Origin of the sequence: Gilliamella apicola, from assembly GCF_003202915.1 — a bacterium.
Taxonomy (GTDB): domain Bacteria; phylum Pseudomonadota; class Gammaproteobacteria; order Enterobacterales; family Orbaceae; genus Gilliamella; species Gilliamella apicola_Q.
The window spans coordinates 284,824-308,946 of the sequence record NZ_QGLP01000005.1; the positions used below are offsets into that span (position 1 = coordinate 284,824).

The 24,123-nt window shown below is 32.7% G+C and carries 24 protein-coding genes; 6 read left to right on the forward strand and 18 right to left on the reverse strand.

Annotated elements, in window-relative coordinates:
• Positions 1-16 precede the first annotated feature (16 nt).
• The 5 genes from mfd to mmuM all read left to right on the forward strand — a co-directional run bounded on the left by mfd (position 17) and on the right by mmuM (position 9,410).
• Positions 17-3,478, forward strand: a complete 3,462-nt coding sequence (gene mfd, locus DKK79_RS07485) for a transcription-repair coupling factor (RefSeq protein WP_110423543.1) — start codon at positions 17-19, stop codon at positions 3,476-3,478.
• A gap of 31 nt (positions 3,479-3,509) precedes the next feature.
• Positions 3,510-5,033, forward strand: coding sequence for a DUF945 family protein (locus DKK79_RS07490; protein ID WP_110423544.1), 1,524 nt, complete (start codon positions 3,510-3,512; stop codon positions 5,031-5,033).
• A gap of 83 nt (positions 5,034-5,116) precedes the next feature.
• On the forward strand, positions 5,117-6,508 hold the full coding sequence (locus tag DKK79_RS07495; protein ID WP_110423545.1) for a DUF945 family protein: 1,392 nt from the start codon (positions 5,117-5,119) through the stop codon (positions 6,506-6,508).
• 572 nt (positions 6,509-7,080) lie between these two features.
• Positions 7,081-8,472 (forward strand): S-methylmethionine permease, encoded by a 1,392-nt coding sequence (mmuP, locus tag DKK79_RS07500; protein WP_110423546.1) that lies wholly within the window; start codon positions 7,081-7,083, stop codon positions 8,470-8,472.
• Positions 8,472-9,410: a homocysteine S-methyltransferase gene (gene mmuM / locus DKK79_RS07505; protein ID WP_110423547.1), complete on the forward strand. Its 939-nt coding sequence runs from the start codon at positions 8,472-8,474 to the stop codon at positions 9,408-9,410. Before mmuP ends, mmuM begins: the two co-directional genes overlap by 1 nt.
• A 268-nt stretch (positions 9,411-9,678) precedes the next feature.
• On the opposite strand, the gene hxlB is transcribed toward mmuM, so the two are convergent.
• From hxlB to DKK79_RS07595, 18 genes are all read right to left on the reverse strand, one after another.
• Complete coding sequence (hxlB, locus tag DKK79_RS07510; protein ID WP_110423548.1) at positions 9,679-10,215, reverse strand: 6-phospho-3-hexuloisomerase; 537 nt, start codon at positions 10,213-10,215, stop codon at positions 9,679-9,681.
• Positions 10,216-10,225: 10 nt separating this feature from the next.
• Entirely contained in the window at positions 10,226-10,876 is a 651-nt protein-coding gene (gene rpe / locus DKK79_RS07515; protein WP_220019102.1) for a ribulose-phosphate 3-epimerase, read from the reverse strand.
• Positions 10,877-10,890: 14 nt separating this feature from the next.
• A complete protein-coding gene (locus tag DKK79_RS07520) occupies positions 10,891-11,406 on the reverse strand; it encodes a YjbQ family protein (protein ID WP_110423549.1) in 516 nt (171 codons plus the stop codon).
• Positions 11,407-11,501: 95 nt separating this feature from the next.
• The gene (locus DKK79_RS07525; RefSeq protein WP_110423550.1) at positions 11,502-11,786 is read right to left on the reverse strand and encodes a PTS galactitol transporter subunit IIB; all 285 of its coding nucleotides are present in this window, start codon (positions 11,784-11,786) and stop codon (positions 11,502-11,504) included.
• A 14-nt stretch (positions 11,787-11,800) separates the two neighbouring features.
• On the reverse strand, positions 11,801-13,138 hold the full coding sequence (locus DKK79_RS07530; protein WP_110423551.1) for a PTS galactitol transporter subunit IIC: 1,338 nt from the start codon (positions 13,136-13,138) through the stop codon (positions 11,801-11,803).
• Positions 13,139-13,167: 29 nt separating this feature from the next.
• Entirely contained in the window at positions 13,168-13,623 is a 456-nt protein-coding gene (locus tag DKK79_RS07535) for a PTS sugar transporter subunit IIA (RefSeq protein ID WP_110423552.1), read from the reverse strand.
• On the reverse strand, positions 13,613-15,589 hold the full coding sequence (locus tag DKK79_RS07540; RefSeq protein ID WP_110423553.1) for a BglG family transcription antiterminator: 1,977 nt from the start codon (positions 15,587-15,589) through the stop codon (positions 13,613-13,615). Before DKK79_RS07540 ends, DKK79_RS07535 begins: the two co-directional genes overlap by 11 nt.
• Before the next feature lie 1,102 nt (positions 15,590-16,691).
• A complete protein-coding gene (locus DKK79_RS07545) occupies positions 16,692-16,919 on the reverse strand; it encodes a hypothetical protein (RefSeq protein WP_110423554.1) in 228 nt (75 codons plus the stop codon).
• 62 nt (positions 16,920-16,981) lie between these two features.
• Positions 16,982-17,176 carry a hypothetical protein gene (locus DKK79_RS07550; protein WP_110423555.1) on the reverse strand — a complete coding sequence of 65 codons (195 nt, stop codon included), beginning with the start codon at positions 17,174-17,176 and terminating at the stop codon, positions 16,982-16,984.
• A gap of 31 nt (positions 17,177-17,207) precedes the next feature.
• Positions 17,208-17,459: a DUF7336 domain-containing protein gene (locus DKK79_RS07555; RefSeq protein ID WP_220019105.1), complete on the reverse strand. Its 252-nt coding sequence runs from the start codon at positions 17,457-17,459 to the stop codon at positions 17,208-17,210.
• Positions 17,460-17,686: 227 nt separating this feature from the next.
• Positions 17,687-18,076, reverse strand: a complete 390-nt coding sequence (locus DKK79_RS07560) for a DUF6896 domain-containing protein (RefSeq protein ID WP_110423556.1) — start codon at positions 18,074-18,076, stop codon at positions 17,687-17,689.
• Positions 18,077-19,412: 1,336 nt separating this feature from the next.
• Complete coding sequence (locus DKK79_RS07570) at positions 19,413-19,826, reverse strand: Imm52 family immunity protein (RefSeq protein WP_110423558.1); 414 nt, start codon at positions 19,824-19,826, stop codon at positions 19,413-19,415.
• A 98-nt stretch (positions 19,827-19,924) separates the two neighbouring features.
• Entirely contained in the window at positions 19,925-20,161 is a 237-nt protein-coding gene (locus tag DKK79_RS07575) for a hypothetical protein (RefSeq protein WP_110423559.1), read from the reverse strand.
• A 475-nt stretch (positions 20,162-20,636) separates the two neighbouring features.
• Entirely contained in the window at positions 20,637-20,816 is a 180-nt protein-coding gene (locus DKK79_RS07580; protein ID WP_110423560.1) for a hypothetical protein, read from the reverse strand.
• Between the two features lie 2 nt (positions 20,817-20,818).
• Positions 20,819-20,959: a hypothetical protein gene (locus tag DKK79_RS14495; RefSeq protein ID WP_181415264.1), complete on the reverse strand. Its 141-nt coding sequence runs from the start codon at positions 20,957-20,959 to the stop codon at positions 20,819-20,821.
• 481 nt (positions 20,960-21,440) lie between these two features.
• A complete protein-coding gene (locus DKK79_RS07585) occupies positions 21,441-22,049 on the reverse strand; it encodes a riboflavin synthase (RefSeq protein ID WP_034883663.1) in 609 nt (202 codons plus the stop codon).
• 110 nt (positions 22,050-22,159) lie between these two features.
• The gene (locus DKK79_RS07590; protein ID WP_146212000.1) at positions 22,160-22,828 is read right to left on the reverse strand and encodes a hypothetical protein; all 669 of its coding nucleotides are present in this window, start codon (positions 22,826-22,828) and stop codon (positions 22,160-22,162) included.
• Positions 22,786-23,280: a hypothetical protein gene (locus tag DKK79_RS07595; RefSeq protein ID WP_110423562.1), complete on the reverse strand. Its 495-nt coding sequence runs from the start codon at positions 23,278-23,280 to the stop codon at positions 22,786-22,788. Before DKK79_RS07595 ends, DKK79_RS07590 begins: the two co-directional genes overlap by 43 nt.
• Positions 23,281-23,743: 463 nt before the next feature.
• Between DKK79_RS07595 and crcB the strand changes: the two genes are divergently transcribed.
• Positions 23,744-24,121: a fluoride efflux transporter CrcB gene (gene crcB / locus DKK79_RS07600; protein ID WP_065578679.1), complete on the forward strand. Its 378-nt coding sequence runs from the start codon at positions 23,744-23,746 to the stop codon at positions 24,119-24,121.
• Positions 24,122-24,123 lie beyond the last annotated feature (2 nt).

Genomic DNA, 24,123 nt, shown 5'->3' on the forward strand with positions numbered 1-24,123 from the left:
TATCTATTACTCCAACATGCCTAAAACATATAATATTTCAAACATCATTCCTAAAAAATCAGGTGAAGTTAAACAAGTTGGTCAACTTGTTGGTTCTTCATTATCTCAATTTTGTGCGCAAACAATAGAGGCACACGATGGTTTAGTGGTGATTGTTACCGATGATATGCAACAAACTACTCGTCTTCATGAGGAGCTAAAACAATTTTCTCGCTTTCCAGCAATTTTCTTCCCCGATTGGGAAACATTGCCTTATGATAGTTTTTCGCCCCACCAAGATATTGTATCTGAACGGTTATCCTGCCTTTATCATTTGGGCCATTTAACCAAAGGCGCATTAATCCTACCAATCAATACACTTATGCAAAAAGTCTGTCCACAAAATTATTTAGCTAGGCATGTCTTTATGATGAAAAAAGGTTTAGCCATAAGTCGTGAAAATCTACGTTTGCAACTTGAAAATGCCGGTTACCGTTCGGTTAGTCAAGTCATGGAACATGGCGAATATGCCACTCGCGGTGCGCTATTTGATATCTATCCTATGGGAAGTGATACCCCTTACCGTATTGATTTTTTTGATGACGAAATTGACAGCATTCGTACCTTTGATGTCGAAACTCAGCGGACTCTTGATGAAATTAGCCAAATTCAACTACTACCCGCGCACGAATTTCCTTTTGATAAAACATCAATCGAACTATTTCGTAGTCAATGGCGTGAAAAGTTTGAAGTAAGATTAGATCCAGAAAGCATCTACCAACAAGTTAGTAAAAATATTTTACCAACCGGTATCGAGTATTGGCAGGCCTTATTTTTTAACGAACCTCTCACGCCGCTGTTTAGCTATTTTTTAGCGAATACGTTGATTATCAATACAACCAATATCGAATCGTTCGCCAATAAATATTGGCAGGATATTAACCAACGTTATGAAAATCGTAAAGTCGATCCGATGCGGCCATTGTTAGCGCCAACAGTTATTTGGTCTAAAACTGATGAAATTTTTGCTCATTTTAAACAATATCCACGCATTACGGTGTCGCATACTGAAATCAGTGATTCAAACAAAAGTATTAACTTACCGTTTAGTTTACTACCTGAAATTGCCATACAGATTCAACAGAAAGATCCTTATTCTCATTTTGAGCAGTTTATCCAAGATTTTGACGGTAAGATTATCTTTTCGGTCGAATCCGAAGGTCGTAAAGAGGCCTTGCAAGAAATTTTAGGTCGGATACGAATTCATCCAACCAGCATTACTCAACTTGACCAGTTGTCAAACACAGATAATCGATACAATTTAATGATTGGTGCTAGTGAACAAGGTTTTATCGATCTGCAACAAAATTTTGCTTTTATCACGGAAAACGAATTTTTAGGACGTCGGGTTATTCGACGTAAAAAAGAGAGCAAACAAGCGATCAATACCGATAGCTTAATTCGAAGTTTAGCTGAATTAACACCGGGTAAACCTGTAGTGCATTTGGAGCATGGTGTGGGTCGCTATGCAGGTTTAACCACATTAGAAACCGGTGGTATTACCGCTGAATACCTGATTTTACTCTATGCTAATGAGACTAAGCTCTATGTCCCCGTTTCATCACTCAATTTGATCAGCCGTTACTCAGGCGGAGATGAGGAAAATGCGCCACTCAATAAATTAGGTACAGATACATGGAGTAAAGCAAGACAAAAAGCGGCCGAAAAAGTACGAGATGTTGCTGCCGAACTGTTAGATATTTACGCGGAACGTGAGAGTAAACCCGGTTTTGAATTCAAACAAGATCGTGAACAATACGAACTGTTTTGCCAAGCGTTTCCTTATCAAGAAACCGAAGATCAGCAAAATGCCATTGGCGCGGTTATTGGTGACATGTGTTCACCTTATGCAATGGACCGCCTAGTCTGCGGAGATGTCGGCTTTGGTAAAACCGAAGTGGCGATTCGTGCAGCATTTTTATCATTAATAAATCATAAGCAAGCAGCAGTTTTAGTTCCTACTACCTTACTTGCCCAACAACATTACGAAAGCTTTTGCGACAGATTTGCCAATTGGCCAATCCGTATCGAAAGTTTATCTCGCTTTAAAACAGCTAAACAGCAACAAGCGATAATTCAAGAGTTAGCTGAAGGAAAAATCGACATTGTTATAGGTACCCATAAACTATTACAAGAAGATGTAAAATGGCAAGATTTAGGCTTATTAATTGTTGATGAAGAACATCGCTTTGGTGTTCGTCAAAAAGAGCGAATTAAAGCAATGCGTGCCAATATCGATATCCTAACCTTGACCGCAACCCCTATTCCACGAACCTTAAACATGGCCATGAGTGGCATGCGTGATCTCTCAATTATAGCCACTCCGCCAGCTCGCCGTTTAGCTGTGAAAACCTTTGTTCGAGAATATGATAACCTAGTTATTCGTGAAGCAATTTTGCGGGAAATTTTGCGTGGTGGCCAAATTTATTACTTGCACAATGATGTGTCGGATATTGAAACAGTGGCGGAAAAGTTAACCGAACTGGTACCAGAAGCTCGGGTTGCAGTCGGTCATGGACAGATGCATGAGCGTGATCTCGAACGGGTTATGAATGACTTTCATCATCAACGATTCAACTTATTGGTGTGCACTACTATTGTCGAAACCGGAATCGACATTCCTAATGCTAATACTATCATTATTGAACGCGCAGATAAATTTGGTTTAGCCCAGCTACACCAATTGCGTGGACGGGTTGGACGTTCCTATCATCAAGCTTACGCTTATTTATTAACGCCACACCCTAAATTACTTAGTAAAGATGCTAAAAAGCGTCTTGATGCAATAGCCACGCTAGAAGATTTAGGGGCTGGCTTTGCTTTAGCCACTCATGACCTTGAAATTCGTGGTGCAGGTGAACTATTGGGCAGTGACCAAAGTGGACAAATTGAAACCATAGGCTTTAACCTTTATATCGAATTACTTGATGATGCGGTTAAATCCCTTAAAGAAGGCAAGGAACCGACTCTCGAATCACTACTCAATAATCAACAGACAGAAGTCGAACTACGCTTACCGACTCTAATCCCTGATGATTTTATTCCTGACGTCAATACTCGTTTATCACTCTATAAACGCATCGCCAGCATTGAAAACCTAGATGAACTGACTGATATTCAAGTCGAAATGCGCGACCGATTTGGCAAATTGCCTGATCCTGTGCTGTTTTTATTAGAAACGACTAAAATTCGCTATCAAGCAAGTAGATTGGGTATTACCAAAATCGAATTGGGTGATAAAGGTGGCTTTATTGAATTTGGCGCTAATAACAAAATTTCAGTAGATTATTTAATTGAAATAATACAAAAATCGCCAAAAATTTATCGCTTAGAAGGGACTAATCGATTAAAATTAATTAAATCTGATTTACAACGCATTGATCGCATTGATTATATTAAAAATTTATTAGTTGATTTTGCTGATCATCAAGAGAAATAACCTGAAATATAACGAAACAGAAATTATAAACATGAAAAAGACGACACCAATTATTGGTATTATTGCTGTACTAGGTATAAGTTACATTTGTATAGCATGGCACACTGGTAATGTAATTGAAAAAGAAATTGATAACACATTGGCACGAGTTACTGAGCAAATAAATAATTCGCAAAACGTATTTAACGTACAAATCACTCATTCTAATGTCGAGAAGCATATTTTTTCAACCCAAACGCATATCAATATAACCTTATTGCCTAAGGACGAAATGATCAATGATAAGCTCCCCTTGATTGACACTGATTTCACTATCTATCACGGACCATTTCCAATAGCAGCCTTAAAACAAGGTATTTTTTCACCACAAATGGCTTGGATTGAATATCCAATTGCCGACCCTAAATTTGACTTGGTTGAGGTTATTGGTGCTCGACCATTAATAACGGGTAATATGAGTATAAGTTATAATGGTGATGTAACACTTAAATGGTTAACTAACGGATTTAAAGTTAAACAAAACAGAGAAACACATTTTCTATCTGATCTAGAAGCAGAATTAGGAGCTTCGACTTTAACATTCACGAGCAAAAGCGATCAATCAACGCCATCAATAAAATTGGATTTAGATAAATACCATCACCAATTTGATAGCGAATATTTGACATTAAATAATCTTCATTTCACCCTTCCTAGCGAAAAGCAATCAAACCACGTTAATTTGGCTTTAACTTTTGATAAATTACAAACCAATCAAAAAAATAAATTTTTTAATAATATATATGATTTTGATGAATATGATCTCGACACTTTTATACTTGATAATTTAATCAGTAAAGTTACGATTGATCCAGTCAATCAGGATGTTGATACGCAAATTAGTTTGGGTAATTTTACCTTAATTCCACAATCAAGTTATAGTCAACCAGCTATCCAATTAAAAGGTCTTTCAATCAATCAAAAAGTTAATTTAAGTGATGCACGAGTTCTTAGTGGCTCGTTTACCAGTAGTGTAAATTCAATCTTTCATGGAAAACAAAACTTAGGGAACGCCATGATAGATATGGATTATCAAGATTTAGACAAAGCAATATTTGGCGATGAATTTGTCGATGTAGAAACTCATTATAATCAACCTATCGAAAGCAAAGTTACGCTAAAAAACTTCAACTGGCACAATTTGAATGGTGATATCAATATTAAAGGATCACTAGATATTACTAATCTTGATCAAATTTCTGAAGCAAACAACCCTCTTGATAGCATTCATAATTTAACATTACATGTTAATGCACCGTTAAACGTGCTTGTCCGGATATTGGCGCAATCTTGGGATCCTGACCATCATGATGTCACTGATGAGCAAGTTGAGTTATGGGAAGAAGAAACCCAAGAAATGTTACAACATCTGTTCGGTGATTCACCATTATTCAAGTTAAGTAAAGGTGAAGAACAAGGTTTATTTATGGATATTGATATATTTAAAGATAGTAACGAAGCCAACATAAACGGACAAATTTATAACAAAAATGATGTTTTGGAGCTGTTGGAATAAAACCGAAGTATAAATTGGCTAAGCGATAACTTAATTGATATAAATCGCAAGTTATAGAAAGAAACGGAAATTAAGAGAAGAAAATGAAGAAATCGAAATTAGCAGTGGGTGTTGTGGCAATATTAGGTTTAAGTTATGTTGGTATTGCATGGCACACCGGAAATGTAATTGAAAAGGAGCTTGATAACAACGTAAAAAATATATGCCAACAAATGAACAGTGTACAAGACCTATTTGAATTACAAATCACGCATGATAATGACAAAAAAGGGATTTTCTCAACAAAAACACATATAAAAATCTCAGTCAGCGATGAGGAAGAGTCTGAACCAACTATAATATATGATGACGATATTATCATTCACCATGGTCCATTCCCACTAGCTGCATTAATACATGGTAAATTAACCCCACAACAAGCATGGGTTGAATTTCAAAATAGTGAACAATTTAATCCGGATTTATGGCAGCGTGTAGGTAATCAACCATTCATTAAAGGCTATGTTGGTTTATCTTATTTTGATTACCTAGACTTTAACTTAGCAACTCAACCAGTTCTATTACGTGAAACTGACAAAGCTTATAAACTTCTTCAAGGTAAACTTGATCTTGGTGCAATTGATTATCGTTTATCAGGAAATATCAAATTTGATAATCCTTCAATGTCGATTAAAGCAAGCAAAATTGATTATCAAAGAAACGATGGCGACTACTTAATGGTCACTAATTTAAAATCGGTGAATGATATTGATTACTCAAAAGCATATGTGGATACACAAACCAGTTTTGATGATTTTAATCTAAATTTCAAAAATAATATCGATACGCCGGAAATTACTATCAAAAATTTAAATTGGCACTATAAACTTAAAGCAAATAGCAAGGGACTAGATGGTATAGTTAATTTAAATGTTGATGCATTTAATTACGGCAAACAGGAAATGGGTAATGGTGCTATAAATATTAATTTTAAGGGAATAGATAAATCTTTTTTACAACACTTTTCCAAATTACAACCTTTATTAACTAAAATTGATAATAATACATCACCAAAAACCAAAATAAATTTTAGAAAGGTACATTGGCACAATACTGAGGGGGATATTAATTTCAGAGCACAAATAGATGTTTCAAATTTTGATCAAATAACCGCCTTAACCATGGGAAGCAATCTTAGTAAACTCAATCAATTTGATTTTAACCTTGAAGTACCTTACAAGGTTTTAGGTCGATTTATTGCTCAAATTGTAAATCCAGAAAATGAAAACATCACGGATGAAGAATTTAAAACAGCAGTTCAAAATGCTCAGGATATCATTGAAATAGCACTATATAAATCACCTTTATTTATATTTAAAAAAGGTGATGTTGAAGGGCTATTCACTAAAATAAAATATTCAAAAATGAGTCGAAAATTTACCATAAATGACAAAAAGATGAGCTCGGATGAGCTTCTGAAGAATTTAGCAAATTAATTTATTCATCTTAAAATTATCCCACCAATCGTCTGGTGGGATACGAATTTGCAACAACTTATTTCCTCGTTAAATAAACATTAATTTTTTGTTAATAACTCATCTTAAAATAAGGTATCTTATTGAATAAGAATGATAAAAAACATACTATCTTTCAATGTTTAGATTCATTTCAGCTATATTACTTACCAATTTACTAAATTGGTCTTAAAAAATTATAACTTACTTATAGATAAATGATACAACAACTCGAGTTAGACTCATACCTTAAACTAGCGAAAAACAACAATTAATAGCAAAAAATCAAATAAATTTAATTGTGTTAATCGATTGAACAATTTAATTTCTCAGAAATGGGGAATTAATAACAAAAAGATCGCTTATCCATGTAGTATCTATTACAATGTTGCACCTATTACAATTATGATTGTTAGAGCACATTAACTAATCCATTTAAAAAATGTCGTGCTAACAACATAAATAACTAGTATCACCGAAATAAAGCTATTTTAATAATTATTCTATCTATATAGAATTTTTGATTCTTTTACTTTAATTAGAAATATACCTTTATGAATAAACATTCTTCTGTCAGTAATGAAAATCAATTCAAACGTTCCATGAAAACGCGGCATTTAGTTATGCTATCTTTAGGTGGCGTAATTGGTACTGGTCTCTTTTTTAACACTGGTTATATTATTGCTACCGCAGGTGCAATAGGTGCTATTATTGCCTATTTAATTGGCGCATTAGTTGTTTATCTAGTTATGTTATGTCTGGGTGAACTGGCGGTGGCTATGCCTGAAACGGGCGCTTTCCATACCTATGCGTCACGATTTATTAACCCAGCTACTGGCTATACTGTTGCTTGGCTATATTGGTTAACTTGGACTGTAGCATTAGGATCAAGTTTTACCGCTGCCGGACTGTGTATGCAATACTGGTTCCCACAAGTTTCAGTCTGGCATTGGTGCTTAGTCTTTTGCATAGTGATTTTCTTATTAAATATCATTACCGCGCAATTTTTTGCTGAAAGTGAGTTTTGGTTTTCGATCATCAAAGTCATTACTATACTCGTGTTTATTATTGCAGGTAGTGCTGCAATTTTTGGTATTATTCCGATGAAAAACGCAATGCCAGCACCGTTTCTTCACAATATTACCGAACATGGTTGGTTGCCGAATGGTATTACGCCAATTGTAATGACTATGGTATCGGTTAACTTTGCTTTTTCGGGCACTGAACTAATCGGTATAGCCGCTGGTGAAACGCATCATCCGGAAAAAACCATTCCATTAGCGATTAAAACCACTATTTTAAGATTAATTATCTTTTTTGTTGGTACTATTTTTGTATTGGCAGCCCTACTACCGATGGAACAAGCTGGCGTTATCAAAAGTCCATTTGTCGAAGTGTTTGAAAGTATTGGTATTCCTTATGCAGCGGATATTATGAATTTTGTTATTTTAACCGCCATCTTATCTGCCGCTAACTCAGGATTATACGCCTCCGGCCGGATGTTATGGTCACTATCCAATCAAGGTACTTTACCTAAATATTTCAGCAAATTAAATAAAAAAGGCATTCCAGTTAATGCTATTGCCGTTAGTATGTTTGGTGGATTATTAGCACTGATCTCCAGTGTCAAAGCACCTGATACGGTGTTTGTTGGCTTAACGGCGATTTCCGGCTTTGCGGTAGTTGCGGTTTGGTTAAGCATCTGTGCTTCTCATTACTTTTTCAGAAAACAACTATCACCATCTGAGATAAAAGAGCTTAAATATAAAGCACCATTTTACCCATTAGTACCCATTTTAGGTTTCATACTTTGCCTAGTAGCTTGTATTGGTTTAGCATTCGATCCAGAACAACGCATTGCCCTTTATTGCGGGATTCCATTTGTGGTGATCTGCTATATCGCCTATTATGCAACCCGAGCCTATCAACAAAGAGAAAATAGCTGATGCCTAACCCAATAACTCAATTATTAAACCAAAACAATTATATAATCATCGACGGCGCTCTGGCTAGTGAACTACAGCGTCGTGGTTGTGATCTAAATGACAACTTATGGTCAGCCAAAGTATTAATAGAACAACCCGAACTGATCCGTCAGGTTCATTATGATTATTTTAATGCTGGCGCCGATTGCGCTATCACTGCCAGCTATCAAGCTACACCATTAGGTTTTGCACAAAAAGGTATCGCACAGGACGAGTCCATAAAACTCATAAAAAAAAGTGTCGAGCTCGCCCGGCAAGCTAAACAAGACTATTTAGAACAAATCGACAGTAATAAACCACTATTTATTGCCGGCTCAGTTGGCCCATATGGTGCTTATTTGGCGAATGGCTCTGAATACACCGGCAACTATCAATTGAGTGAAGATGAATTTATCGAGTTTCATCAAATTCGCCTACAAGCACTTATAGATGCAAAAGTTGATATCCTAGCTTGTGAAACTCTACCCAACTTTGCTGAAATAAAAGCATTAACTAAATTGTTAAAACTATTTCCAACAATGACAGCTTGGTTTTCGTTCACTCTAAAAGATGCTAATCACCTTAGCGATGGCACACCACTTTTTGAGGTAATTGATTATTTGAATCAGATTGATCAAGTTGTTAGCATCGGCGTTAATTGCATAGCCTTAGAAAAAGTCACCCTCGCTTTAACCGAACTACAGAAGTTAACCTCTAAACCATTAATTGTTTACCCTAATTCGGGCGAACTGTATGATCCAACCACCAAACAATGGCACCAAGATCATCAACATAATTGTACCTTTGATAATCAATTGCCCGTTTGGATCAAGTTAGGAGCAAAATTAATTGGTGGCTGCTGTCAAACTACTCCAAATGATATTGCACTAATTGCTCACTATTTAAAAACAATTAATTAAACATAGTCGACAGTTTAAATTTATAGCTATAGGTAAATAAATCAGCACCGTTAATAAAATCGATAAGATAAATTAACGGTGTTTTTTTATAGAATTAAGAATTTTATAACCTAAAAAACCCCTTTCCTCAATTTTTGATTCAAAAAAGGGCTTTGATCAAAATTTTTTCACCCACATTTAATAACATAATGTTCATCGGCCCGATCTAGCATTGGAATTACTGTAATAAGTTGAATTTTATCTCACGATTGTTAGTTTAGTTTGCACTCTATTCAATATTCGCGTGACGACTTTTCATTAATTCAGGCGTCTGTTGCAATTCGGTCATTAGGCTGTAAATAATACTGTCATAAGTTAGTAATGATAGTTGTTCAAAAGTACTGCCCATGGGTTGATTTAGTTCAAACACTTTTATCGGAATAACCACAATATTATCAGCTAATTTGGCTAAGCTAGAGTTGCTACTGGTGGTAAATAATATTATTTTCACGCCTTGCGTTTTTGCTTGATGAGCATAAGCAATTAAGCTTTGAGTTTCACCTGAATTCGATCCTAAAATTAATAAATCACCTAAATTTGCTTTCGGCTTACTAATTTCAGTTATCAAGCTAACATTCAACCCCAAATGCATTAATCGATTAGCAAATGCACTAATCATCAACCCTGAGCGCCCTGTTCCTGCTAAAAAAATATGTTTTGCAGTCATAATGGCTTTTTTAAATTGGTTGATTTGTTCCTCATTGATAGAGCTTACTTGTGCTGATATTTCAGTCAATATTTTTGATAAAACCTCTTTAGTATCCATTATGATGTTCCTATTTGATTGCTGCTTTTAGACTTTGGATATTGCTTTCAAGCGCATTGTTGTTAAAGATAAAGCCACCCGATACGATACTGTTGGCGCCAGCTGTAACACATAAAGATATGTTTTGATCAGTAATATTGCCATCAACTTGAATATCATAATGATAATTACCGGTTTGTTTTTCACTTTTTAATTGTTCTATCTTTTGTAGGGTAAAAGGTAAAAAACTTTCATTTTTTCGGCCTGGATTGACGGTCATAACTAAAACTAGATCCACCAGAGGTAATAGCAGTTTTAGGTTTTCAACTGGTGTACACGGGTTGACGGCTATACCGACTTTAATATTACTATTTTTGATTTTATTAATAATATAGGAATGATGATCTGTTGCTTCATAATGAAAGGTAATAATATCAGCTTTAGCATCGATAAAATCAGCTACGGCTAACTCAGGTTTTTCAACCATTAGATGACAATCTAAAATAAAATCAGTATGCGCTTTCAGGTTTTTAACAAAGCTAGCATTAAAGCCTAGATTGGGTACATAATGATTATCCATTACATCAATATGTAGTTGACGAATACCTGACGTTTGCAGCTTTTCTAAAGTTTCTTTGATCTGATAAAGATCAGAATTGAATAGCGATGGAGAGAGTATCATAATTATCCCCTTGTTTAACAACCCATCAGCATAAAATTAACATTACGTTTTCTTTCACGTAGTGCATCCCAATCGACAAAATAAATTCGTCCTAACTGCCCTAACAATGGCTGACCATCTTTGATGATTAGTACGATTGAAAAATGGCCAAACAGTGATGATTTGATATGAGCATCAGTATTTAACATGACCCACTTTTCTGCGGGATAATTAGGGTCACTAAGACTTAAACCAAATTCCACATGTTTTGGACCGGGAGAGTAGTACTGATTTTCGCTAGTCATGCGTGGAACAATTTTTTCTAATGTGTTGTTGATATCCACTTGTAGAAATTCATCACCAAAAAAATTGGTATCGTGCATACATTCTTCAAAAAATAGCGAGCAAGTAGTATGAGTAGTCGCGATAGTTAATTGACCATTCTGAATATTAGACTGTTTAACAAATTGTCTTAATTGGTCGGTAATGTCATGATAAGAGTGCCTGCCAGCCACAGTATTAATTTCGATAGCATGATGCATAATGTTCATATCGCTTTATTCCTTGTTACTACCTCATTTACGCTATAGTTAAATACATTAAGGTAAATGAGGCAATTTTATAAATAATTAATGATGTTTTTTAACTAGAGGGCTAAACGTTTTTTCAATTCAGCAAAAAATTCATTTAAACCCAAACCAGTAAGTAATGGTAATCCATTGATCACTTTAGCTTTAATTGAGTCTGGTACAATAGTGGTACTAACCACCACGTCATAAGAGTCGATTTTGTTAAGCTCATCAGCAATCTTAGATTGATAAATTTTTACCTGATCTGTTAATTTTTCATCACTAAGCCATTTATTCACTTTGCTTACTGCGATAGTTGAAGTTGCATGCCCTGCGCCACACATGATAAGTAAATTTTTCATATGATTATTTCCTTTTAATACATTTCAATTTTTTTGATTTTGTTGATATAGATAAGCAAGCAAAGAATAACTAGCGCCAAACCAATTAAACCAATAAAACCAAGGTGAGTTAATAACAGTACAAATAAGGTTACCGGCCATAATCCACATAGGATTACGGTAACAATTCCAGCAGTACCCACATCGTAATTAGCCAAATGGAATACATCAGTAATAACTGGAGCAAGCCACGTTGCCATATATAAGCAGACGACCAAATAGATGGTGCCACCTAAAATTGAACGGATAATATTCCCTTTGAAAAACGGTACCATTAAACAGATGCCAAAGGCATAAAATGCTAAATCACCAAAAGGTAGCACTTTGTTACCCGGTAAAACTAAGGCTAATAATAGTGATACCGGCACCATAATAAGCGCTGTTGCCATTACCGCAGGATGACCAACGGTTAACGCTGCATCCATACCGATGTTAACTTGTTTACCATTGAGTTTTTTACTGGTAAATTCACGTGCAGCATCAGCAACTGGCAGTAAACCTTCCATGAACATTGCGACCATTTTCGGCATGATTTTCATGATTGCCGCAGTTGAAATCGCTAATTTACCAATTTGTGGAACATCGTAATTGGCTAAGATACCAACGACAATACCGATGATTAAACCAATTACCACGGTATCACCAAAAATCCCAAATCGTTTGGTTAAGGTTTCTGAATCGGCATTTAATTTATTTAAACCTGGAATGCGATCAAATAGCCAATTTAACGGTATGGCGACAATTGCTCCTGATAACGCCATAAGGTGAGTAACGGCAATCCCCGGATATCCAAAGAATGAACTAATTGGTTTTTGTAATAGATCGGCTAAAAACCACTGCAACATTACCGCAGTGATACAACCGATAATACCAACCCAATATTCACCTGTTACTGAATATGCCACTAAACCAAGGAAGATAGCAAACCAGAAGTTCCAGATATCGACATTTAAGGTTCGAGTCAAACCAAGTGAGATAAATAAAAAGTTGATAATTAATGAAACAGGAATCAGTAATAAACCTAAGGTGGTAGAGAATGCTAATGGTCCTCCGACTCCACAACCAATATCCATGATACTTAATGACGTTCCGTATTGTTCACCCATTTTTTGGATGGCAATACCTAACGTATCAGATAATAAACCAATAACTAAACCGAGACCGACAATACCGATACCGACGGTAATACCTGACATCATCGCTTTGGAAACGCTAACTCGAAAAAACAGAGCGATAATAAAAATGATGATAGGTAAAAACACTACACCACCTAAATTTATTAGCCATTGAAAAATATTAATGACACTATCCATTTGTAACTCCTTGATAAAAATAATCTAGCCTATTTAACGCCTGCGCTATTTAAAATAGAGATAAATTGGTTAATTGATTGACACTGTTCTAATAATTTTATTTGCTCCTCATTTTGAAATAAGCCGATTAAATTTTGTAAATTCTCAACTTGTTCATGAGGCTCTTTCATTGCTAACATGAAAATGAATTTGACCGGTATCTGTTCTTTATCATCAGTCATACCTGAAAAAATGACGGGATTCTTTAACGAGGCAAAGCAAATTTGTGATTGATTAACTTTGGTGGAATCGGTGTGTGGAATTGCAAAACCATTTGAATTAATTAATAAACCGGTTGGATATTGTTGTTCCCTTGTTAAAATCCCGGTTAAATAATCTTGTTTAACAATGCCATGTGACAATAACATTTGTGCCATTGTGGTTAAGATCTCTTCTTTGGTTTTTGCCTCAATGTTAAATAGACATAAATGTTGATCAAAGTACATTCTTGATTCCTCTTTGATTATCCAAAAATTGTTTAAGTTGTTTGAAATTGGTAAGATTTTTTAAAGATGAAATTGCTTGTTTATTCGAAACAATTTCATAAATTTCGGTAAAAACGTCATTAATGCTATTGATATTGTTTTCGGAAAGGCTAACCATAATAATAATGCTGACATCAATCATGCCCCATTTTATTGGTCGTTTTAAAGTCATAATTGAAATACTCGATTTAATGACAAACATTGGTGAGCCATGCGGTAGAGCTATACCGTTTTCGATTGAAGTATCGCCGATTTCTTCTCGATATAAAACTGAGTCACGGTAGTTTTTAGTGACTAGACCTTTATCTTCTAACTTACTTATCAGCAAATTAAGGCAATCACTTTTATGCTGAATATCAACATTTAATTTAATGAGATCGGCATTAACAAATTTGGCAGTTGATGGGTAATAATTACCCTTATCCGAAAAGTCGGATTGTTTATTTAGTACATAGTTTGCATAAGCTTGAATAATATTTTGATAATCTTGTTTATTTAATAGTGACGATATTTTGACAATCGGTTTGTTGATATTGTTAATATTTAGGGTAGTGATAATCAAATCAACATTATTTAGCATTGTCGGATTTAATTTTGCAAGAGAATATACCTCGATATTGTCTTTGGATGGTAAAAGTTTGCGGACTTTATTTAAGACTAAATTTGATGATGAACATCCATATTGGCAAATAATAACAATGTTATTGGCGTTAGCGGCTTTATCTAAGGCTATTTGGAAATGAATCAATAAAAATGAGATTTCATGATCATTTAAATGAATATCAAATTTACGTTCTAAGTCTGAAAGTGCATACCATAACACACTAAATAACTTTGAATATTCTTGTTTTATTTCATCCAAGAGTGGATTAATGATACGAATCTGTTTTTGTAACCGAGTTATCATTGCAGGAAAGTGTGACAATAATGAGTGAAACAACTTGCTATCAGCCGACAAATCGACACTCTCAATATCACCTATTTTTTTGATGATCCTACGAATAATTTCCTCATAAAAACTATCATCAACAATGGCGTTTTCATCAATAATTCGATGAGCAAAAAATAATTTGCTCAGATATTTAATATCGTTGGTCGAAAACTCGACTTGAAAATTGGCTTCTAATGTTTTAGCTAATTCCGAGGCAATCAAATAGGATTGCATATATCGGATATGATTAAATAAAAAATCATCTTCTTCAGGAATTGAAAAGCCTAAACGCAATCTTTTAAGTTGTATGGCAATAGAAATCAGTAAAGAAGATAAATAATGTTCAGAAGATTGAGCAACTACCGATTCAAATCGGTCTAATAATAATTGGGTTATTTGTTCATATGAGTCATCGCCAATAAAAGATTTCATTAATTGCTTTAAATAATGATCATCTTGTTTGTGAATATACAAAGATAAAAAGTGTTTAATCGCGCGTTGAATTTGGTTTTCATTACCGTCAATATAAATTCCCTTATGAGTAACATTTAACAGGATATTTTCTTGTTCAAAAGTACGATTAATAAATTCGATATCTTTGTGTAACGATGTTTTACTGACTAAATAGTCATCGGATAACTGTTCAAGTGATAATGTTTCGCTTTTAAGCAAACAGCGTTTGATGATATCTAAGCGACGGTATTCAGGACTTAACCGTCGTGATTTTTTATTGAAATAACTATGACTATTTTGCTGTTCTAAATAGCTAATAATCGGTGCAATATCGTTTTTTTCACCTATTAGCATCACTCCTTTACGAGGTAACTTTTCAATTTGAATATCCGTATTCGGGACAGTAGTTAGCTGCTCATTTAATTTTGCAATATCGTCATAGACAGTTTTAGTTGAAATTGATAATTTTGAACTAAAAAAAACAGCTGGTTTAAATTCCGATTGGCTAAAAAGCAGTTTAAGTAATTTGATCTGTCTTTCCATTACTCAACTCCTTGTAGATCTGTTGTTGCAATAAATTCATAACTTAATGATTAAAAGTATAAATAGTTAAATAAATAAGACGATTACATTTTTTTCCAGATTAATCTGGAAAAAAATGTGACCTTTTCTTGGTAGAAATCAAACAAAACATAGTGATAGGTTTTTAAACTAAACAACCAATGGTAGAAAAAACATGAGAAAAGTATTAATTTATCCAGTGCATTAGCTAAGGCTAACCAATTCACTTTGAGTAATTTTGCAGTCAGAATTTTGTCAAATAGCAATCCTAAACTACCCGGCTAATATGGATTCTACTTATGAATATTTTTATTATATTGATAAAAAACGTCTAATAAATATAAGGTACTGTTTTATAACGACTAAAACTAAATCAAACTTGAATACACTAACATTGAATTTATCAACTTCGGTGTATAGTTTTTTAGTGAAAATTTGTATTAACATTTTTGAATTATATGAGGAAATAAACGTTCCTTAACCAAATCATCTCAATTATACCTATTAAAATTGAAAAATGTTTTTAGTCACTTTAATAAAATATTACTTTTTAAAAGATAACCATATCAGGGAAGAAAAATGATTATTTTCTGCATATATTTAAGAGTTATAATTCAAAATATAAAAAATAGTATCGGTATCAGGCCGATGTTTGCTGATGTCGGTTCTTCAATTTTCAAAACAGTCACCGCCTCTTTGCTGTTAGTGATATTACCGACAGTGATATCATATCTGTCTTTAACGATGAAATTTTCTGATTAGTTGCAAGCGTTTATAAATAATTGATACTTTGATTTGATTTAGAGGCTTAGTTTTATAAAAAAATTGAGGGGTCTATATCGGGTTATTGATAATTGATTATTAGTAAACCGTTTTTCATTAAGGTGAAAATGGATAAAAACGTTAATTTGAATAGGCTAAATCACAGTCGAAACGTAAATCAGGTACCGGCTAATCTCAGGCACGGAAGTCTATTAAACGATTAGGTACCACTGGTTACAACCCTAAAATACAAACAGATCCAAAGTATAAAAGCCAATCTTAACCAACTGCTTCATTCCCATAACTAATAAGTTAGTACATATCATTTCAAATCCTTTTCATAACTAAAGCCATAGGTCCAATAATCTTTATCGATGATATACTCATCAATGTAAAAGTCATTTGGATAATCAATAAATCCCGGTTTATCTTTTATTCTGTTTATGACTTCTTCAGCTAATTGATAACTACCAAAGGTACCAATTTTTTTATCATCTTCATCTTCTGTACCTTTATCTCTTGTATGATGTAAATAATAGACTTTTTGCATTTTCATCTCCATGGCTATCTAAAGTATTTAATCTATTAGATATTAACAAGTCACAAACCCCTCTAACCATCCTTCTCGATTAATAACATCTTGAATAATCTGAAAATCGTCGGGAAAATCGATAAATCCCGTTTTTTTTTCATTCGTTCTATAGCTAATTTAACCTGTTTACGTGAACTGTAAATACCAATAACCTTAACATCTTCATCGTCAGTATCTTCATAACGAACATGGTATAAATAATATATTTTCTTCATTTTTATATCCTTATATTAATAAATAACACAATTAGAAAAAATTAAACAACCAAGTTACATTCAATATAATCTTAATCACTAAAACCATCAGTCCAATAATCTTTATCGATGATATACTCATCAATGTAAAAGTCATTTGGATAATCAATAAATCCCGTTTTTTTTTCATTTGTTCTATAGCTAATTTAGCCTGTTTACGTGAACTATAAATACCAATTATTTTAACATCTTCATCGTCAGTATCTTCATAACGAACATGGTACAAATAATATACTTTTCGCATTTTTATATCCCTATAAGTTAATTGGGTTTTATAAATGATCTATCATCCTATTATCGGATTTTACTAAGCTATAACTTCACTATTTGGTGTGTTCTACCATCAACTTGTTTCAAGTTGGTATTTGCATAATTTTAAACATTAGCCTCTAATTTTGATTCGCTATTTGTTACAACAATTATACTCATTCACGTTACGTCATCGAGAAAAGATTCAAAACTAATACAATATTAATTTTTGATCTGATATTGATTAAGATTTATTTTTTCTAACATTTTATCTAAAAATAGTGTTTCTAATTGATCTCTTATCACATGTTCATCATAGATATCTCCTGTCTGCGATTGCCAGAATTGTAGTAATCGCCAAGCATCAACTATTTTGTAGGCAAAAGGAAAAAAATGAGGATGGATAATTATACGAGGTAAAGGAGCTATGCGTATAAACCTAAAACCTGAACCATGTTTAACAAAACTCCATTCTTCACTATTTAAACAAAATTTTCCTTTTTTTGGAAAATCTAATAAATAGCTGAAATCTAAACAATTTGCATTTAATCTTTTAAATTCAGTTGTTATCTTTTTCTGTAACTCAACATATTCAAGTATTTTTTCATACATTTTTATTACCTATTTTAGTTTTTATAATTCAAATAAAAAGTTGAGCTACGTCTTCTCGATTTGTGGCTTGATCAAAATTACAGGCATCTTTTATATCCTAACTAAATTTGTCTTAGTAGATTCATGATGTCTATTAATAATAATCGTTTGCCAATAACAATAACTTCGTTGATAGATTGGGTTTTACCAAGTCACTTTCTTTAATATATTTAACCAAACCTTTAAAAGATTCTCCTGATACTTATTATCCCTGATAATTAAATGATTAATTGAGATATTCTGTAATAGTAATCACTCTTATAAAGGTTATATTGGTACAAGACTTTCAGCGTGACAAACATTGCCTATTGTTATCAATAACATTAATAAAAGAATTTTTTTCATATTAAAACACTTCAATCAAATTTGATGTTTGCCTAAGTATTGCTTCAAAACATCTAGTAGTTTGAGCTATCACATCAGCATAAACTTGAGTATTTATTACATATCTAGCGAGTTTATAATCAATCTTTTCTTCATTAATGTACTTTAATAATTTCTTTTTAGAAAAAATGTTATTTATTGAACCCCAAATCAAAATTGGTAGAGCATAATCAAGCTCTGCTGCTCTTTTTGGTTGATTGATAAAATCAACATTTAAATATTCACTCGCTTTTTTGTGATTTTTTTCAAGTCAAATACACTAAACAACTACCACGATATTTTAAACCATCGCCCTCTACTGTATTAACAATATTCTTTGCCACTTTTTGTTCTTCTGTACTCGCTTAAACAGGATCATATTGATTAAAATAGGATTTATTACCACGCTCTACAGATGAATCAAACTCCTTACCATATGTAGTTGCCCAATACCGGTTGCTAACATATAAGATAGATAATAAAGATTAGGGGGATATTGTGCGTTTTTTCGAAATAATAGATTTACTTGTTTAAGTATTCCTCGCAATATTTCTATTGATTCTTGATCATATTTAGGCTCTTCTATTATATCTTTTCAGTGCTAGCATCTTTGGAAGCTTTTATAAGTTTATGATGCTCTCATTTATACATAGCAATAAAATTTTCCAAATCAATCAAATCATTAGATATAACAATCTCTAACATTGCCAGCGGATGGATAGACCATACTTTGCCATCTGGATTTAGTTTGGCTTGGCTTTTAACAACATCACTCCACCATAATAGTTTTTAATCTTCTCTTTTTATATAGCAATATTTTACAACTGACAGTTTTTAATCTAGCATTATCATCATATAGATTTTTAATTTAAATCAATAAAAAATTTTAGGATTTTCACTATTTCGCTTTATTTGCTTTTTAGATATCGCCATGCTATTTTCTTATTGGCAATAGATCTGCCTCGCGTAAACGAACATCTAAACGATTTATAATTTCAATATCCTCTACATTGTCGCGATTCGGGATGTGATCGAGTGAAATAATAACCGTCCCCACTTGTTTATCATCCCGATTAATTGGGATAATTCTATGAGCTTCAGGATAATCATCAGCATTTAATGGGCTAGGAATATAAACAATCATTGATGTGCCAATACGTTTAGGAAATAGTGCATTTTGTTTGGGGAAAGTATCTTTCAGATTAATTTCAATATAGCAATCACTAAATACTTTTGCTAATTCTGTAACAAATTGAATAATTTTATTATAAATTCCTGCTTTTTTGTGGGTAAATAAAAATTTAATTTGAGATGTGAGAAATGGGCTATTTAAATATCTTGAGGCCATGTAAAATAATAGTTGTCCTTCGATCGCTGGATCTTTATCAATATCTATAAAAGAGAGTATCAGATCCCCATCATTTCCAACTCTTTTAAATCCAGATGTTAGCTTTTCAAAACTAACTCAGTCAAACCCTCTTTATTGTAGGCCAATAATTTAGGATCAGCTTTGATTGAATTACGAAAATGATACCAGTTAGCATCCGAATTAAAGTTATTTTGATAAATTTTAAATGCTTCATCCAACTGATTTCGTATCTTTAAAATATTATTTTCCAATACGTTGGGGAAAAAAACTTCAATAGTGTAATCAATAAGATCTAATCGCATTTGTATTGGCATAATTAATTCCTTATTCATTATTTAAGTAAAGTAGTTGGTACATACACTGTAGTTATAGTAGGTAACATTTTAAATGTTAATCTAGCTGTAAATGCATCATATAACAATGGTATCATAAATATCCAACAACATCGCGCAGGAAGATGCGCCGAACACACAGTATTATGTCACTCAGCTTGTTTTAGTAATGTATCCAATTTTTTTCCCCTATTGTTTTTAATTTAGGGATTCCTAAAGAGTCAATTTGTGTTTTACTAAACATTAATGAATCGTAATTAGCTTTCATTTCTAATAACAGGCTATAATTTGCTAGCTTTAAGTTTATTAGCTGGCATAGTTCAAAAGATTAAGGTTTAGGATGAAAATCATCAATTTGCTCTTGCCAACGATTATAATTCCAATCAATAATTTTGGTTTTTAACTCAGCTAACTCATTTTGGGCAGCCTGTTTATGTACTGGGGGGAGAATTTGTTTTCAACGAGTTTGAATTTCCTTATTATATTGCCAAACTGGAGGAAGCTGATAATAATCCCATGTTAAATTATTATCGATCTCAATGATTTTTTGTTTTGCATAATCACTTAATAGTGTCCATGCATAGGCTTTTATGAGTTCTAGCTCACGCCCTAAACCATATAAATTGGCTTCTGTCATCCTTAACTATGCTCAGCCATTATTTCGGTATAATCAATTGCTATTTTTAAATCTTCTGGTGTTAATGATTTACGATATTCGGTTAATTTATTAATTTTTTTAAAATCATTATTTTTATAATGATCGCCCTGTTGAAACAGCATTCGTGCTATTAAATCCTCATAGCAGTGGTAACCACCTTCTAAAGCATAAGTGAAATATTTAATACTCTCTTTTAATTGTTCATCAGTACAATGAATAACTTACTGATATTGTTAATAAATAAAATAGCATTAAAAATTTGTCATTTAAACAGAATCAAGCAAGAATTAACAGAATTTTGCTTGTTTAGATTTTTTTGGAGTATTTTACTCGGAATTTTTATGTACTATTTTTGGGAATAGTTATAATAGCGAAATGAAATTAATAAGAATAAATAGACTCATCCTATCGAACACAGCATAGAGAAAAAATAATATTGGAACAGTATTATCACTGATTTCTCATGTAGATTTTAATTCAAGGTAAAGATGGTTAATCATTGCCGGTTCGATAATAAAGATAGTAAAAAGAATAAATTTAACAATTATAGCTTTTTTATGATATTTTTTTATTTAACTGTTAAACATTTGTCATTGATTAACTTTACTTTTTCGCTGCTAATACCCTTTCAACCGTATCAACAATAGCTTGAGTTTGTGAATCAATTTCAATATTTACCTCATCACCAATCTTTTTACAATCTAAAGTGGTAATCGCTAATGTTTCTGGAATTAGATGAATGTTAAATTGATTATCTTTGACTTCTCCCACGGTTAAACTTGCGCCATCTATACCAATAAAACCTTTGAATAAAACATACTTCATAAATTTTTCTGGCATAGCTAACGTCATTTGACAGTTGGTTGCTGTTTTCTGAATGTCAATAATGGTGGCTCGGCAAGAGACATGACCAGACATTACATGACCACCAATTTCATCACCGTATTTAGCACTTCGTTCAATATTTACCAAATCATTTAACTTTTTACTGCCGAGAGTTGTTAAAGCTAATGTTTCTTGCATAATATCAAAAGTTACACAATCATTTTCAATCCCTGTTACGGTTAAGCAACAGCCATCATTCGCTATTGATGCACCAATTTCAATATTATTGATTAAGTGATGTGGCAGTTTGACTTGATAAGTTCGTAATTTATCTTGATCGATGATATCAATAATTTTACCTACACCCTGCACAATACCTGTAAACATACTTTATTCCTTAAATTAAACGAATATAAGCTTCTATTTTACTTAATCATTAGGTAATTATCTATCATTAAGCAAATTTACCTAACCCTGATATCAACTTAAAAACAGATTCAAACAAGCGTTCTGTTTAAAATAAACAAAGTTGTATTATGTTTACTACTATCTTGTTGATCACCATAAAACACAATTGTATAACTATTGTTTTGGCAGGAAATCACATCAGAAATAATTAATTCTTCTTTGGCTAATACTATATTTTCATTAGTAAGTAAATTATTAAATTTGCTAGCTTGCTGTTGTAAAAATGCCTCGATCACTTTATTGTTTCGCAAGGTTATCCAGCCGTTCCCCCTTTCTGTGGTAAAATAAATCACAAATATTTCATTGGCAATTTTTACCGGTTCCCATACTGAATATATACAACAATCTATATCAAATAACTTATCTCGTATCGCCTCACCTTGTGAGGTAATAGTAATTAGATAAAAAATTCCATCTTCGTCATAACTTACAACATATGATGCTTTTTCAAAACTTAAGTTTAAAATACAAGAGGGATAATGATCACAGGTTATATCAATACTCCTTGATTGTAATACTTTACCTTTTTCATCGATTTTACGATGAAGCCAACAATTTTCTTCATCTTTCGCAATGATATGAATTTGTTTATTGTCATTATTTATACTAAATACATTATATTTTGGTAAAGGAATTTTGGAAGTATAGGTTTTTTTTAACTCACCGTCTTTAAATTCAACCGCAACCAATTTATCCAACTGTTTGGTTGAAAAATATCAACATACTTAAACATGGCAAAATTATGGAAAATACCAATATAATCACTAGGTAGCATTTTTTTAGGTTTTGGATAAGTAATATTATCGCGTTCAAAACAAGGAAACATGGTGATTAAACCGTATTTATCAGGATGATAAACCTCAATAGAAGTATACAATTTTCCAGCTGGGTTAATAAAAAATGTTGGCAAATAACCATCAGATTCTATATAGAATGTATAATTTTGTAAATCACTGTCAAGCATTATATAAATCACTTTATAACTATAACCATCAGAATTGTTATAGTAGTTGCAAGAAATGATTGGTTTATTTTGATAACTAATGGCCTCCGGAGAAGAAATACCATAAGGTGATTTTAAAATAATCATTGGCCCTAAAGCAGTTTGCTGATATTGCGCGTTAAAAGATATATCGGTTTTTTGTAACATAATTATAATTCATCCTGTTACTGTTTTCTTACTCAATTTGTTAAGTTTTAAAATCAAACTAACTTTAATCATTCGATCTTATTTTAGTTTTTACATCAGGTTTTAATTGTAGTTCAAAGCTTTGTCAATTATTTTATCAATTGTATAAGTTTGATTCTTAATAGCAATAATTCATATAATAAATGGTAAGAAGTAAACAAAATAACCATACTTAACAAACATGTTTATATAAAAAATTATGTGCATAACAACTTTATGTAATAGATTCATAATTTCTTTATTAAATGATTTTTCTAAAATTAAGAGTAAAATTCGAATATAAGCTGTCGAATTTTTAAATCCAAAATGATGCTGCAACAAAAGATATGCATTTTCTTTTTGTCTCGGTTATAGTTATCATTCGTTGCCATTAACCATAAAAAATAAATTGAATAAAAATGTACCGTATTTTTTAGGATTTAACATGTTAAAACTTATTTTAGCTATATCGGTTGGTTCAGTTGCCGGTGGTTTACTGCGGTGGTTTCTGTCACTTAAATTAAATATTATTGCCTTTGCGATTCCATTAGGAACGTTACTATCTAATCTGATTGCAGGTTATATTATTGGCTTTGCAATAGCTTTTTTTAATCATTCAAACTTATCTGCTGAGTGGCGATTATTAGTGATCACCGGTTTTTGCGGTGGATTATCGACCTTTTCCACTTTTTCGGCGGAAATTGTTAACTTTCTACAAGAAGGTCGTATTGGTTGGGGATTAACAACTATTGCTATTCATGTCGCCGGATCAGTTCTAATGACATTTTTAGGGATTTTGACCTATCAATATTTTCGTTCATAAAG

What these genes read in the sequence shown, in the direction of transcription:
- mfd (WP_110423543.1), top strand. Translation starts at nt 17, where the DNA reads ATGCCTAAAACATATAATATTTCAAACATCATTCCTAAAAAATCAGGT.
- DKK79_RS07490 (WP_110423544.1), top strand. Translation starts at nt 3,510, where the DNA reads ATGAAAAAGACGACACCAATTATTGGTATTATTGCTGTACTAGGTATA.
- DKK79_RS07495 (WP_110423545.1), top strand. Translation starts at nt 5,117, where the DNA reads ATGAAGAAATCGAAATTAGCAGTGGGTGTTGTGGCAATATTAGGTTTA.
- mmuP (WP_110423546.1), top strand. Translation starts at nt 7,081, where the DNA reads ATGAATAAACATTCTTCTGTCAGTAATGAAAATCAATTCAAACGTTCC.
- mmuM (WP_110423547.1), top strand. Translation starts at nt 8,472, where the DNA reads ATGCCTAACCCAATAACTCAATTATTAAACCAAAACAATTATATAATC.
- hxlB (WP_110423548.1), bottom strand. Translation starts at nt 10,215, where the DNA reads ATGGATACTAAAGAGGTTTTATCAAAAATATTGACTGAAATATCAGCA.
- rpe (WP_220019102.1), bottom strand. Translation starts at nt 10,876, where the DNA reads ATGATACTCTCTCCATCGCTATTCAATTCTGATCTTTATCAGATCAAA.
- DKK79_RS07520 (WP_110423549.1), bottom strand. Translation starts at nt 11,406, where the DNA reads ATGAACATTATGCATCATGCTATCGAAATTAATACTGTGGCTGGCAGG.
- DKK79_RS07525 (WP_110423550.1), bottom strand. Translation starts at nt 11,786, where the DNA reads ATGAAAAATTTACTTATCATGTGTGGCGCAGGGCATGCAACTTCAACT.
- DKK79_RS07530 (WP_110423551.1), bottom strand. Translation starts at nt 13,138, where the DNA reads ATGGATAGTGTCATTAATATTTTTCAATGGCTAATAAATTTAGGTGGT.
- DKK79_RS07535 (WP_110423552.1), bottom strand. Translation starts at nt 13,623, where the DNA reads ATGTACTTTGATCAACATTTATGTCTATTTAACATTGAGGCAAAAACC.
- DKK79_RS07540 (WP_110423553.1), bottom strand. Translation starts at nt 15,589, where the DNA reads ATGGAAAGACAGATCAAATTACTTAAACTGCTTTTTAGCCAATCGGAA.
- DKK79_RS07545 (WP_110423554.1), bottom strand. Translation starts at nt 16,919, where the DNA reads ATGCAAAAAGTCTATTATTTACATCATACAAGAGATAAAGGTACAGAA.
- DKK79_RS07550 (WP_110423555.1), bottom strand. Translation starts at nt 17,176, where the DNA reads ATGAAGAAAATATATTATTTATACCATGTTCGTTATGAAGATACTGAC.
- DKK79_RS07555 (WP_220019105.1), bottom strand. Translation starts at nt 17,459, where the DNA reads ATGCGAAAAGTATATTATTTGTACCATGTTCGTTATGAAGATACTGAC.
- DKK79_RS07560 (WP_110423556.1), bottom strand. Translation starts at nt 18,076, where the DNA reads ATGTATGAAAAAATACTTGAATATGTTGAGTTACAGAAAAAGATAACA.
- DKK79_RS07570 (WP_110423558.1), bottom strand. Translation starts at nt 19,826, where the DNA reads ATGGCCTCAAGATATTTAAATAGCCCATTTCTCACATCTCAAATTAAA.
- DKK79_RS07575 (WP_110423559.1), bottom strand. Translation starts at nt 20,161, where the DNA reads ATGCCAATACAAATGCGATTAGATCTTATTGATTACACTATTGAAGTT.
- DKK79_RS07580 (WP_110423560.1), bottom strand. Translation starts at nt 20,816, where the DNA reads ATGACAGAAGCCAATTTATATGGTTTAGGGCGTGAGCTAGAACTCATA.
- DKK79_RS14495 (WP_181415264.1), bottom strand. Translation starts at nt 20,959, where the DNA reads ATGCTGTTTCAACAGGGCGATCATTATAAAAATAATGATTTTAAAAAA.
- DKK79_RS07585 (WP_034883663.1), bottom strand. Translation starts at nt 22,049, where the DNA reads ATGTTTACAGGTATTGTGCAGGGTGTAGGTAAAATTATTGATATCATC.
- DKK79_RS07595 (WP_110423562.1), bottom strand. Translation starts at nt 23,280, where the DNA reads ATGTTACAAAAAACCGATATATCTTTTAACGCGCAATATCAGCAAACT.
- crcB (WP_065578679.1), top strand. Translation starts at nt 23,744, where the DNA reads ATGTTAAAACTTATTTTAGCTATATCGGTTGGTTCAGTTGCCGGTGGT.